General features: G+C 37.1%; 9 protein-coding genes. 8 read left to right on the top strand and 1 reads right to left on the bottom strand.

The annotated features are described in order from the left end of the window. Nucleotides 1–459 precede the first annotated feature (459 nt). Genes EZ428_RS15375 through EZ428_RS15365 form a run of 3 tightly spaced genes read left to right on the top strand, consistent with a single transcriptional unit; the run spans nt 460 to nt 5999 of the window. The gene (locus EZ428_RS15375) at nt 460–3582 is read left to right on the top strand and encodes a SusC/RagA family TonB-linked outer membrane protein (RefSeq protein WP_131554079.1); all 3123 of its coding nucleotides are present in this window, start codon (nt 460–462) and stop codon (nt 3580–3582) included. An 8-nt stretch (nt 3583–3590) separates the two neighbouring features. Then, nucleotides 3591–5153: a RagB/SusD family nutrient uptake outer membrane protein gene (locus EZ428_RS15370; protein WP_131554078.1), complete on the top strand. Its 1563-nt coding sequence runs from the start codon at nt 3591–3593 to the stop codon at nt 5151–5153. A 54-nt stretch (nt 5154–5207) separates the two neighbouring features. After that, entirely contained in the window at nt 5208–5999 is a 792-nt protein-coding gene (locus EZ428_RS15365; protein ID WP_131554077.1) for a hypothetical protein, read from the top strand. A gap of 139 nt (nt 6000–6138) precedes the next feature. On the opposite strand, the gene EZ428_RS15360 is transcribed toward EZ428_RS15365, so the two are convergent. Further along, entirely contained in the window at nt 6139–7017 is an 879-nt protein-coding gene (locus EZ428_RS15360) for an AraC family transcriptional regulator (RefSeq protein ID WP_131554076.1), read from the bottom strand. Between the two features lie 238 nt (nt 7018–7255). Between EZ428_RS15360 and fucP the strand changes: the two genes are divergently transcribed. The 5 genes from fucP to EZ428_RS15335 all read left to right on the top strand — a co-directional run bounded on the left by fucP (nt 7256) and on the right by EZ428_RS15335 (nt 14107). Further along, the gene (gene fucP / locus EZ428_RS15355; RefSeq protein WP_131554075.1) at nt 7256–8506 is read left to right on the top strand and encodes an L-fucose:H+ symporter permease; all 1251 of its coding nucleotides are present in this window, start codon (nt 7256–7258) and stop codon (nt 8504–8506) included. Nucleotide 8507: 1 nt separating this feature from the next. Next, nucleotides 8508–8837 (top strand): L-rhamnose mutarotase, encoded by a 330-nt coding sequence (locus EZ428_RS15350; RefSeq protein ID WP_131554074.1) that lies wholly within the window; start codon nt 8508–8510, stop codon nt 8835–8837. Between the two features lies 1 nt (nt 8838). After that, the gene (locus tag EZ428_RS15345; protein WP_205945727.1) at nt 8839–10506 is read left to right on the top strand and encodes a UxaA family hydrolase; all 1668 of its coding nucleotides are present in this window, start codon (nt 8839–8841) and stop codon (nt 10504–10506) included. Between the two features lie 181 nt (nt 10507–10687). Then, entirely contained in the window at nt 10688–11476 is a 789-nt protein-coding gene (locus tag EZ428_RS15340; protein ID WP_131554073.1) for an SDR family oxidoreductase, read from the top strand. Nucleotides 11477–11542: 66 nt separating this feature from the next. Beyond that, nucleotides 11543–14107, top strand: coding sequence for a glycoside hydrolase family 95 protein (locus tag EZ428_RS15335; protein ID WP_131554072.1), 2565 nt, complete (start codon nt 11543–11545; stop codon nt 14105–14107). Nucleotides 14108–14171 lie beyond the last annotated feature (64 nt).

Here is a 14171-nt window from a genome sequence, read left to right as displayed (position 1 = left end):
TTATCATTCTTCAGATTATTCATTTAATTCAACTATTTTGACAAATTGCATTTTAAGTTAAATCTAAATTACTTAAAACAAATACTTCCAGAACCGATACAAATTTAAAGCCCATTTCGGCTTAAAGGTGGTTATCGTGCGTTTAAATGGAAATTATTTCTGTTTTTTAGGGCTTAATACTTTTGTTTAAACAAGCTGTATTTCAAATTTATTTTAACACTGCACTTTAAGGCTTAAAAATCTGGATGCCAAAATTATTGAATAATTCGCCAATTCTGATAGGTATTAATTTTAGTATTATCATTTACTTGCATTAACCAAATATACTTGAACAATGAAATTAGAAACCCACCCTTGGACAAATGTCCATTTGCGGTTAACATGTAATTCGTTAACCACATGCTGTTCTACTTTGCAGCGCAATGATCAATTAGTTCCCACTACTTTAACTTAAACAATATGAAAAGAAAAATTACTCAAATTTTTCCTGTGAAGGCTATTTCGGTAAGATTTGCGATGATTGCTTTGTTATGCACATTGTTTATTCTTAACGCAGCTGCTCAGGCACCAGGCCAGATCAAGGTTACTGGAACAGTAAAAGATGCAAGTGGCGCACTGCCTGGCGTAAGCATCAGGGTGAAAGACCAAACCACTGGTGTATCTACGGATGGAGATGGTAAGTTTACCATTATGGCTGCAAAAGATGCAACACTTGTATTTAGTATTGTAGGTTATACCACAGTTGAAAAGCCGGCAACTACCACTCCAATAAATATTTTGATGAGCGAATCTTTGAGCGATTTAGATGAAGTTGTGGTAACAGGTTTTGGAGGGAAGGTGAAAAGAAGTGACCTTACCTCTGCAGTATCTTCTGTTTCTGCAAAAGATATTGAAGACAGGCAGCCTGTAGATTTGTTCAATGCCTTACAAGGTAAAGCATCTGGTGTATTAGTTACTACTGATGGGGCACCAGGCTCAGAAGGTACTATCCAAATTAGAGGGGTAACTACTTTAAATGCTGGGGCAGGACCACTTTATGTAGTTGATGGGGTAATTACCGATAATGGTAGAAATATTAATCCTTTAGATATCGCAGGAATTGAAATTTTAAAAGATGCAGCTTCTGCCTCTATTTATGGAGCGCAGGCAGCCAATGGGGTTATTTTAATTACTACCAAAAAAGGGGTAGAAGGTAAAGCAAGGGTAGATGTGCAATACACTCATCTTTTTGGTAGGCTTGCTCATAAACTTCCTCAAAGTAATTCTGATGAAGTTAGGGCTTTTCGTAGAATGCAAACACCAACATCTTCAACAGCTGGAGTTAATACAGATTCACTAAATGTTGCCTTCAATGCAGATAATGATTTGCAAGATATTTTGCTTGGTAATACTGGTCATCGTAACCAGGTTAATGCAAGTTTGGCTGGTGCTTCTAAAACATTTAATTTTTATGCAAGCGTAAATTATATTGACGATAAATCTATTGTGGTTAATAGCTATGCAAAATCATTGCAGTCTAGGTTAAATATTTCTTATCAAGCTTCGCCTAAATTGAAATATACCGCCAATGTCTCGTTGTTTTACCAACTAAAAAATGAGATTCCGTTGGCAAGAACTGTGGCAGTTGTTTTCGATAGGCCTTCATCATCATTAATTTACTATCCAGATGGATCTTTGACGAGTTATATTGCTTCTAAAAGAAATCCTTTAGCTAATGCTTTATATGAGACAAATAAAACAGAGACTCATTCGGCGCAAGTTAATAATCAAGTAGATTTCGATCTGACAAAACATATTAAATGGACCACTCTTTTTAACATAGCTTTTGATAATCCACAGCTTACATTTTTTTCACCTCGTTATGTAAGTGCCAATAAAAACACAAATAATGGTATCAATGAGATGCGCAAAAACTTTAGGTATGAGGCGCAAAGTTATTTTAACTATAACCAAAGATTTAAGGACCATAACATTAGTGCAACATTAGGTGCGAATGCCATTCGCAGAACATTAAATACATTTCACCTAGAATATTTAAATTCGGTAAGTGAGGAGATTTTTGTGGCGCTTCCATCATTTTTAACAGTGGTTAACACCTATACCAATGGTACTGCGAATACTAACCAAGCGGTTTTTGCCAGGGTAAACTACGATTATAAGAGTAGATACTTTGCTAGTGCGGTTTATCGTAACGATGGTTCTTCAAGGTTTAGCCCTGAAAATAAAAGAGGCTCATTCTATTCTGGTTCACTGGCTTGGCGTTTTTCTGCGGAGAAATTCATGTCATGGTCTAACAAGTTTTTGGACGATGCTAAAATTCGTGCAAGTTATGGCCGTGTAGGTAATGACCAGATTGAAGATTATGGATTTATAAATAAAATCGTTTTTGATGCAAGTTATAATGGTGCACCAGGAGCTACCTATAGCAACACGCTTGGTAACAGTTTGATCAAATGGGAAACTGGAATTCAAAAGAACTTAGGATTAGATCTTACTTTCCTAAAAGGAAGAGTAACATTTACAGGAGAGGTATATGAAAAAGGCTCCAAAGACTTGTTATACCCACAACAATTGGTAAAAGAAACAGGTTTTTCAACGGTTCTAGTAAATGTGGGAACCATTGCAAATAAAGGACTGGAATTATCAGTCTCTGGAACACCTATTTTAAAAAAGAACTTCTCGTGGAGTATAGATGCAAACATTTATTTTGAAAGAGGAAGAATTAAAGATCTCTCAGGTGCAGGTTCATTTGTTGCCGGTAATAAATGGTATGTTCAACAAGGTGGAAAAATTGGAGATTTTTATGGATGGAAAAACTTAGGTGTATACCAATGGAATGAGTCAAATGCTTATAATGACAATTGGCAAAAACTGACTGTGGTTTTAGGTGCAGATAATAAACCATTGTACGTTGGTGGTAAACCACAATATACTTATAATGGTCAGCCATACACGGGCACAGTTCATAACATGTATGATCCAGGAGGTAAATTAGTAGGGGGAGATACAGAGTGGAAAAACATTAAATTAGACAGTTTAATTGATGATGGAGATCGCCATGTGATTGGTAATGCACAACCTAAATACAATGTGGGCTTTGGTAATAATTTCACTTATAAAAGATTTACCTTCAATGTGTTATTTAATGCTTCTGTAAGAGGAGAAATTTATAATACCTTACAATATAATGCCAATAATCCTTCAAATACTGGTCCTGGTAATCCAGATGTATTGTATAACTCATGGCAAAAACCAGGCGATATTGCTAAATATCCTTACTATCCTAATAGGCCGAGTCGTGGTAATTTAAAACAGCATGGAAATAGTGCCTACTTGGAAGATGCTACTTTCATAAGATTAGCTAGCATGAGATTAGCTTATAGCTTAAATCCAGAAATTGCCAAAAAGATGTATTTAAGAAATGTTAAAGCATTTATTTATGGTACAAATTTATTAACCTGGACAAATTACAGAGGTTATGACCCTGAATTTAGTTCTTCAAATCCTCTTACTCCAGGAGATGATACAGGAAGATATCCAAGAAGAAGAGAAGTTGGTTTAGGTTTAAATATTAGTTTATAAAATTTTTTATGAAAACGATAAAATACATTTGCATCCTTACACTGTTTCTAACCATGGGCAGCTGTAAAAAATTTCTTGATGAAAAGCCTGTTGCGCAGGTAAAAATAAGTGATTTCTATAGATCTAAATTTGACATTGACGCCGCTACTGCAGGTATGTATTCTTCCTTTCAACAAACAATGGTTGGTGAAGGACAGTACTTGGACCGTTATCACTATTGGGGAGATTTTAGATCCGATAATTTTGATAGGTTCTTAAGCTACACGACAACACATGTTACAGAAATTGCCATGAACGCCATTACACCAGATAATAACTTTGCCGATTGGTCAAGACTTTATACGGTTATCGCAAGGGCAAATAGCAATATCAAATACATTCCAGGTGTACAATCCTTAGATCAAAACGTAACTCCAGCAGTTGTAAATGCAAATTTAATGCAGTCTTATGCCATGCGTGCCATGTGTTATTTCTATATCATAAGAGTTTGGGGCGATGCACCTATTTGGCTAGAACCTTATGAAGATGTTCAGGTTAATGCAGAACGTCCTCGTGAATCAGCTGCCAAAATTTTGGACGAGGTGGTTATTAAGGATTTGACTACTGCATATGGCCTAGCTGTGAAAAACCAAACTGCTGCAGTATACAGCATCAATGAGGGAGCAATTTGTGCTGCATTGGCAGATGCCTACATGTGGAAAAAAGATTATGCTAACGCCATTATCTGGATCAAAAATCTTTTTAAAGCTAAATCTCCGAAAGGTATCGTTTATGCGGGTACTTCTGATGCAAATTTAGAGCCTACTGCAACTTGGAAGAACATATTTACTTCGCCAACAACTAGTCCAGAAACAATTTGGTCATTACATTGGGATTTTGTGGCTAACGGATGTGCTTGTAACGTAATATCTTTTACTCAGAATAACAAAACGTTTCAGGTTGATCCACTGTTGTACACTAAGTATTTCTTCCCACATAGCCAAGCTGTGCGTCCTAATACTGATATTAGACCTAAGCAAACGTTGGATTTATATACCGTTGCTAATCCCGCCAATAACAACAGAGATCGTTTCGTGAAGTGGTACGCAAGCCCTACAAATCCAACTGCTGCAACTTCTACTGCCGAACTAAATCAATTTTATACACAACAAGCGCCAGTTTATCTTACCATGTATAGATTATCTGATATGTATTTATTGTATGCAGAAGCTTTAAACGGTAGTAACGACCTGCCAAACGCGCTTAGATATTTGAACTTTATTAGAAAAAGAGCAACGTTAACAGAATACCTTGCAACAGATCCAAAAGTGAGCACTAAAGAGGCAATGGAAAATGCAATCTTAGAAGAACGCCAGTATGAATTGATTGGAGAAGGTAAACGTTGGTTTGACTTGGTTAGAACTAATAAGGTAAAAGAGATCATGGATCCAGTATTGAAAGATCGTCAAGCTAGAAATGGGAATACTGATTTAGCAGGATTTGGTGATATTCGTCGTACTTTATGGCCAATCAGTAGGGCAGTAATGAACTCTAATAAAAAATTGGTGCAAAATCCAGGTTACGGAGAGTAATAATAGTTTATTTGATAATGATACTTGCCAAGCAAGTAATTAAATGGATATAAAATGAAGATTTTAAAAAATAACTTGTTTCCAGCAATTTTATTGTTGTTGGTTGCATTAACTCAAAGCAGTTGTAAAAAATTATTTGGTTTAAACCGCCAAACAGACTACGATTATGTAAAGAAAACACTGGATCCAAACATTGGTATCTCTGCTGGTAAGTTTCTACAAGATAGGGCAACAGGTACAGGAGTAGCCAATGGTGTAAATGATACTGTATTTAAATATATGAAGTTGGGCTTGGAATACGCAGGAATCGATTTAGCCGAATATGAAAAATCAGACCGTACCTTTCTATTTTTGCACAATGATGGGGTTAGGATTTTACCTACTAGAACAACCAATGGCGTAGTAACTACAACGAGTAATATTCCTACTGCTGGTCTATGGTTCGATTTCCCTATTGTTACCTCAGTAAATCCTACTACAGGTGTTCCTGTTACTCGCCCTGCAACAAAGTGGAGTGACTATCCAAAGGAGGATGTAAAAAATTACTTCCTTTACCTTATTGGTGAGGGCAGACATAATTTTGATAACTTGAATGCAAACAATAAAACGGTAAAATCAATGCTTCCTATCGGTGCAGTTTTGTCAAAATCAACCATGTTAGGTTATTTTAATGCCGGCAAAGGGTTTGATGAGGGGGGTAATTTCTACTTGAAAATATTAAATAACAGTGATCAGGCACCCATTGTGCATAACAACAGAACAAATGATAGAAGTGCTGGTTATGTAGCTACCAATGGTATTGTGCATGTTTTTGGGGCCTCTTTAGCGCCAGGAGTACTAAACTAAAAAAGTATAACTTCTTACCTAATTAATAAAAAACCTCATGGGCAATCAGCTCCTGAGGTTTTTTATATAAGGGATTTGTAAGTAATTCGTTAAACATGATTATTCCACTTTCTATTGAAATGGGAAGTCAAGAAAGTACCTAGTTGTTATGACGAGACATGAACTCTTTCTGGTAGTTCATAGGGCTTTTTCCAGTTGTGATTTTGAAGTACTTATGAAAACTGGCTAAGTTATTAAACCCACTTTCATAACAAAGCTGTTTCATGTTCAATTTATTCTCCATTAAGAGTTTACATGCGTGGCCTACCTTAATCTCAGTTAGAAACCTAGAATAGGTTTTACGGGTTTTAGATTTAAAATATCTGCAAAATGAATTTGGACTAATAACTGCTACGCCAGCAATTTCTTCTAAGTGTATTTTTCTTCTGAAGTTTTTTAAGGTATAATCATAAATAGCATTAATCCTTAAGTTTTCCGATTCATCATAGTCTTGTTTAAAGCCAATGGAAGATAATTTAGTGGTTTGGTTACAGTTCGCAATGAGTGTTAATGCTTCCAATAATAATAGAATTCGGTGGGTGCCATCGGCTACTACCATTTGTTCCAGTAAATCAGCAACCTTGAGCTTAATCTTGCCGTTTACTTGAAGTCCTCTTCTGCTATTTTCTAATAAGGTTTTAATGGCTTTATTTTCTGGAAGGTTGAGGAATTGGTCGCCCCAGAAGTTTTCGCTAAAATGAGCTACTCTTACATCGGCACAAGCTTTTGATTGCTCGCTAAAATAAATATCATCAAATCTCCAGTAGTGTGCAAGGTGTGCGCCCACCATTATAATATCTCCTGATCTAAAACTTTTAATGCTGTCTCCAATAAACTGTGTTCCTACTCCTTTTTTGAGATGGATAAGCTCTACTTCTGGATGATAATGCCACTTGTTGTTCATGTAAGGAACTACATCTCTCCTTACGCTAAAAGATTGGGCAGGCCCGGTCGAAACTTTTAATAGCTGCGGTTTCATATCGTTAATAAGTTTATAAATGGTCAAATAAATATACTGGAAAATTATATAATGTTTCATAATAATGCCAATATTGTTGATTATTTGGGTAATCTTGGCAAGTATTTAAATTTGAATACTTCTTTCTTTGCATTAACCAAATGATATAAACTATACTGAACAAATTTCCTTTTGCCTAAAAAAGATCAAGGAATTTTCTATAGCAAAGAATTTGGCCAAACCTAGAAACCAAATTTATATGTCGAAAAATAAATACCTACTTGCGTTTATACTTGTAACTTCTCTATTTTTCCTTTGGGCCCTGTTACATAACATAAATCCCATTCTCATTCCCCATTTAAAAAAGGCCTGTAGACTAACTGATACTGAATCTTCGCTAATTGACCTTTTTGTATACTTGGCTTACTTTTTAGTGGCATTGCCCGCTGGGTTGTTCATGCATAAGTATGGCTATAAAAAGGGGATCATATTCGGACTTAGCCTTTACGCAGTTGGTGCCTTGCTTGTTATCCCTGCAGCTACCGAAAGAAGCTATATGTTTTTCTTATGTGCCTTTTTCATCATTGCGAGTGGAGCTACGTTTTTAGAAACGGTAGCCAATCCCTATATCGCAGTGCTAGGGCCTAAAGAAAACTCTGAACAACGCTTAAATTTTGCACAATCCTTTAATGGTGTAGGCTCTTTTCTAGCCCCAATTTTGGGTGGTCAATTTATCCTATCGGGGATTGAATACAGTAAAGATGCCTTGGATAAAATGTCTACCACAGAGCTGAATACTTATTTGCAGACCGAAGCGAACACCGTTAAAATCCCATACTTGATTATTGCAGTTATTGTTATCCTTTTGATTATTCTTTTTGCATTTATCAAAATCCCAGAAATTAAAGGAGATGATGATAATATTCATGGGCCAACCAAATTTTCGGCTAAGGTGTTAAGACACTCACATACGCGTTGGGCAATTATTGCACAATTCTTTTATGTTGGTGCTCAGGTTGGTATTGGTAGTTTTTTTATCCGATATGCCAAGTTTGTAGATGGAGTTAGTGAAAAAGATGCTGCATTAATTTGGGGTTCTATAGCCATGGTTGGTTTCATGGCTGGCAGGTTTTTGGGTACCTTTTTAATGCGGTATATCAAGGCTCCAAAACTATTGGCAATTTATGCATTGATCAATATGTTGCTTTTGGTTTTGGCACTTTTCACTAGTGGAGAAGTTTCGTTATATGCTGTAGTCGCAGTTCCATTTTTCATGTCGATCATGTTCCCAACCATTTTTGCGCTTGGCATTAAAGACCTTGGAGAAGAAACAAAAATTGCTGCATCTTTTATTGTGATGTCTATCATTGGTGGCGCTTTAGCTCCAGTAGCAATGGGACTTATCTCTGATGCAACCAACAGTATTCAAAAGGCATACATTGTTCCACTGTTATGCTTTGCAGTCATTTTATATTACGCAACAAAAACCTATAAAGTGAAACAAGCTTAAGATGAAAAAATTTGCACTCACATTAGCACTTAAAGACGATCCTCAATTAATTAAGGAATATGAAGAATACCATGAAGCGGTTTGGCCAGCAGTATTAAATAGTATTACAGACGCTGGCATTCAAGAAATGGAAATATATAGAGCAGGGACCAAACTTTTCATGACCATACGTGCCAATGATGATTTTTTTTTCGAGAGAAAATCAGAAATGGATTTAGGCAATACAAAGGTTCAAGAATGGGAAGAGTTGATGTGGAAATATCAACAGAAAATACCAGGTACTGCACCTGACGAAAAATGGGTTTTAATGAAAAAAATATTTGAGTTATAATATGTTAACAATCGAAACAGAAATAAGTTATCTACAGATTCATCCAAAAGATAACATATTAGTAGCGTTAAAAGATTTAGAAAAAGGTTTCCCAGTACATTTTCATGATAAAATTATTTACCTGAAAGATGATGTGCAGTGTAAGCATAAATTTAGCACCACCGATTTAGAACAAGGTGCTCAACTTTACATGTATGGAGTTTTGGTAGGGGAAGCCACAACATTTATTCCAGCTGGCTCGGCACTTACCACAGCTAACATTCATCATGCTGCAGCACCTTTTAACATGGGTAAACGTAAGCTTGAATGGCAAAGGCCAGATGTTTCAAAATTTGAGAATTTAACTTTTAACGGATTTTCCCGTGCTGATGGAAGTGTAGGTACAGCAAATTACTGGTTAGTTATCCCTATGGTTTTTTGCGAAAACAGAAATGTAAATGTGCTAAAGGAGGCCCTGGTTGAAAAATTGGGTTATAAAAAAGCAAAAGGTTGGGCGCCAGAAGTGGATCAATTGATAGGTTTATACCAAACCGGACAATCTGTTCACGATATTTTAGCTACAGAGTTTAATCAACAGCCTAACACAACATTTACTGATCGGGTATTCCCTAATATAGATGGTATTAAATTTTTAACACATGATTTAGGTTGTGGCGGAATTCGTTTAGATTCTGATGCCCTTTGTGGTTTGTTGGCAGGCTATATCACACATCCTAATGTTGCTGGCGCAACGGTACTTTCACTGGGTTGCCAACATGCACAAACCAGTATCTTGATGGATGAAATTTATAAAAGAGATGCAACCTTTGATAAGCCATTGGTTGTATTGGAACAACAGATTTCAGGAACAGAACAACAAATGCTTAAGGATGCGCTAAAACAAACTTTTGCAGGTTTGATGAAGGTTAATGAACAGCAACGAACACCTGCACCGCTCCATAAACTTTGCATCGGAATGGAATGCGGTGGCTCTGATGGTTTTTCTGGAATATCTGCAAATCCTGCAATTGGTTATGTTTCTGATCTGTTGGTATCAATGGGTGGTGCCGTAATTCTCGCCGAATTTCCAGAGCTCTGTGGTGTGGAACAAGAATTAAGCGACCGATGCATTGATGAGGGTACTGCCAAAAGGTTCATGGATTTAATGACAACTTATAATGCAAAGGCAGAACAAGACGGTTCTGGTTTTTATGCCAATCCTTCTCCGGGTAACATCAAAGATGGACTAATCACCGATGCGATCAAATCAGCCGGTGCTGCTAAAAAAGGTGGCAATTCTCCCGTAGTTGCCGTATTAGATTATCCAGAAAAGGTAAGCAAACCCGGATTAAATCTACTTTGTACACCAGGCAGTGATGTGGAAAGTACAACGGCAGAAGTTGCCGCTGGTGCTAATATTGTTTTATTTACAACTGGATTGGGAACCCCAACAGGCAATCCGATCACACCAGTAATTAAAATCTCAACCAATTCAGCTTTGGCGCAAAAGATGCCCGATATCATAGATATCGACTGCGGTACCATTATTTCAGGTAAAGAAACCATTGAACAGGCAGGCGAACGAATCTTACGTTACATTATCGCAGTAGCAAGTGGGGAAGAAATTCCGAAGGCAGTACAACTAGAACAAGATGATTTTATCCCTTGGAAAAGAGGGGTGAGTCTTTAATCAGTTATCAGTTTTGAGTTAACAGTTTTGGATACATAAACTGAATCAATAAAGAAAAAGTAATCAGTCTCCTTCTACAAGTTGTCGATATAAATCCGATAGCTATCGGGTCGGTACAAGTTAGGATGACAAAACTACAAACGGACAACGAACAACGAGAAACGAAAATCGAACAACAAAAATGAACTTAGAATTAAAAGATAAAGTAATCATTGTAACAGGCGGAGCTAAGGGAATTGGTTTAGGTATTGCAAAAGTATTGGCTACAGAAGGAGCTATCCCTGTGGTAATTGGTAGGAATAAACAAGACAATGAACTTGCCATACAAGAATTGCAGTCTTATGGTGTTCAAGCATTTGCCATTCAGGCAGAGTTGAGTGATCCAGTTGCTGCTAAAATGGCCGTGAAGAGTGTAATTGAAGAATTTGGTAGGATAGATGGCATTGTAAATAATGCTGGTTTAAATGATGGTGTTGGACTGGAACATGGAAGTTACGAGCAATTCATGCAAAGTTTGCATAGCAATTTAATCCACTACTATTTAATGGCACATCACGCCTTGCCCGAATTGAAAAAAAGCAAGGGAGCTATCGTAAACATTACTTCAAAAACTGCTGATACTGGTCAGGGAAATACTTCTGCCTATGCCGCTTCAAATGGTGGCAGAAATGCATTAACCAGAGAGTGGGCAGTAGAGCTTTTGAAATATGGAATAAGGGTGAACTCAGTTGTGGTATCAGAATGTTGGACACCGCAATATGCCAAATGGATTACAACTTTAGACAATCCAGATGCCATGCTAAAAGAGATTACTTCTAGAATTCCATTCGAGAACAGAATGACCACAGCCGAAGAAATTGGCAACACGACAGCATTTTTATTAAGCCAAAAGTCAAGCCACACTACAGGTCAATTGATTTATGTAGATGGGGGTTATGTACATTTAGATCGAGCACTCGCCAATCAGTAAACGCTAGCTAAACCTGCAACGCCTAAGGCAGATTGCGTATTTTCTCTAAATTTTTAATCTTTATTTATGAATCGATTACTGTTTCTAATCTTATTTTTTTGTGCATTTAACGCTAGTAGCCAAAATGTGCAAACACCAGCAGATTTAAAGCTTTGGTATAATCGCCCAGCGAGTGTTTGGGAAGAGGCCTTGCCTTTGGGTAATGGTAAAACTGGAGCAATGGTTTTCGGGGGAATCAAAAAAGAAAGATATCAGTTAAACGACAATACATTATGGTCTGGTTATCCAATTTCTGGTAATAATCCAGATGGTCCAACAGTACTTCCGCAGGTGCGGAAAGCTATATATGAAGGCGATTACAATAAGGCGGCCATACTTTGGCGAAAAATGCAAGGACCATATTCGGCTAGGTATCTTCCTTTGGGCGATTTATTGATTAATTATGATTTGAAAGATACAGTAGCAACTACTTACTGTCGTGATTTAAATCTTCATGATGCCCTTTCTACCGTCCGTTATAAAGTAGGAAACATTACCTATAGCCGCGAAACATTAGTCAGTTTCCCAGACAAGATGATGGTGGTACATTTAACAGCTGATCAAAAAGGTGCTTTAAACTTTACTGTAGGTCTTTCGAGCTTGTTGCGTTTCAAAACTTCAACAAATGCTGATGATTATTTGTTGTTGAAAGGTAAAGCACCTAAGCATGTTGCCAATCGTGATTACGAACCTTTTCAAGTGGCATATGATGAAGACCCAAAAGGAGAGGGGATGAACTTTGAAATTCATGTAAAGGTAAAATTAGATGGTGGTAGCGTAAAGGCTAATGGAGATCAACTGACAATCAAAAACGCAAATTCAGTTACGTTATATCTGTCTGAGGCAACCAGTTTTAATGGTTTTGATAAATCTCCAGGTTTTGAAGGAAAAGACCCTGCTGTTGAGGCTAAAAGTAAACTGCAAAATGCATTTGTAAAGTCATTTGCCCAAATTAAAGCCACACATAAAAATGATTATCAACAGCTGTTTAATCGTGTTGTATTTAACTTGGATGGCAATCAAGAATTAGTGAAGTACCCCACCAATGAACGTCTTTTGAATTTCAAGGAAAATAAAAACGACCATCAATTGCAAGTGTTATATTATCAATTCGGTCGTTATTTGATGATTGCCAGTTCACGCCCTGGATCTAGGCCAACCAATTTACAGGGAATTTGGAATGATAAAATTATTCCACCTTGGGGTAGTAACTACACTACCAATATCAATACAGAAATGAATTATTGGTTGGCAGAAAACACCAATCTCTCAGAATGCCATCAACCCTTATTTGATTTCATGAAAGAGTTGGCAGTAAATGGCGCTAAAACGGCAAAGGTAAACTATGCTATTAAGGAGGGGTGGACCGCACATCACAATTCTGATCTATGGGCAAAAACATCACCTCCTGGTGGATATGATTGGGACCCAAAAGGTGCACCAAGATGGTCGGCCTGGCCTATGGCAGGTGGTTGGTTAAGCACACACCTGTGGGAACATTACCTATATACAGGCGATAAGGCTTTTTTAGGGAAAGACGCCTATCCTTTAATGAAAGGTGCAGCACAATTCCTGTTAAACTGGCTCATCAAAGATACTAAAAGCGGATATTTAATTACCAATCCTTCTACCTCTCCAGAAAACACAGTGAAGATACAAGGCAAGGAATACCAATTGAGTTTGGCAAGTACAATGGACATGTCTATTATCAGAGAACTGTTTAACGATTGTATTAAAGCTACTAGGGTTTTAAATATTGATGCTGAATTTAGGGCTAAACTAGAGACGGCGAAAAGTAAATTATACCCTTATCACATTGGTAAATATGGGCAATTGCAAGAATGGTATGGCGATTGGGATGACCCTAAAGATACACACAGACATATCTCCCATTTATTCGGTCTATTTCCTGGAAACCAAATTTCGGTGCTTCAAACACCAGAACTAGCTGCAGCTGCTAAACAAACGCTTATCCACAGAGGCGATATCAGTACAGGTTGGTCTATGGCTTGGAAAATAAACTGGTGGGCAAGAATGAAGGATGGCAATCACGCTTACGAGATTTTAAATACGGCCTTTAATTATATCGATCCTACACAAAACAAAGCGCAAATGAGTGGCGGTGGAACGTATCCAAACCTTTTCGATGCGCATCCACCATTTCAAATTGATGGTAATTTTGGTGGTACAGCAGGTATTACAGAAATGTTAATGCAAAGCCACGAAGGTGAAATTAGCTTATTGCCAGCCTTACCTGATGCTTGGCCTAATGGTAAAATCAAAGGAATTAAAGCAAGGGGAAATTTCGAAATAGACATCACTTGGGAAAAGGGAAAGCTTAGCACGGCAAAAATAAAATCTATTATTGGTGGCCACTGCCGATTAAGAACACCCATTCCTGTGAAATTGGTAGAAGTGGCAATTGCTAATGGAGGAGGAAATACATCAAATGCCTTAATGCCAAACTTTGAACAGACACCTTATCAAAACCAAACGAAGGCAAAACTTCAAGTGCTTAAAGCGAACAATGGTTATACCATTAACTTTAAAACAGAGAAGGGAAAATCTTACACCATTGTTCCGATCAAATAAGATTAGCCAAATTCAATTCAATAAACAAGAGATTAATTCAATCATTTACTATTGATGTAAATAT

It is taken from the genome of Pedobacter frigiditerrae, assembly GCF_004331645.1.
GTDB lineage: Bacteria > Bacteroidota > Bacteroidia > Sphingobacteriales > Sphingobacteriaceae > Pedobacter > Pedobacter frigiditerrae.
Note: the sequence above shows the minus strand (reverse complement) of the source record. Positions and strands in the feature narration are given on the sequence as shown.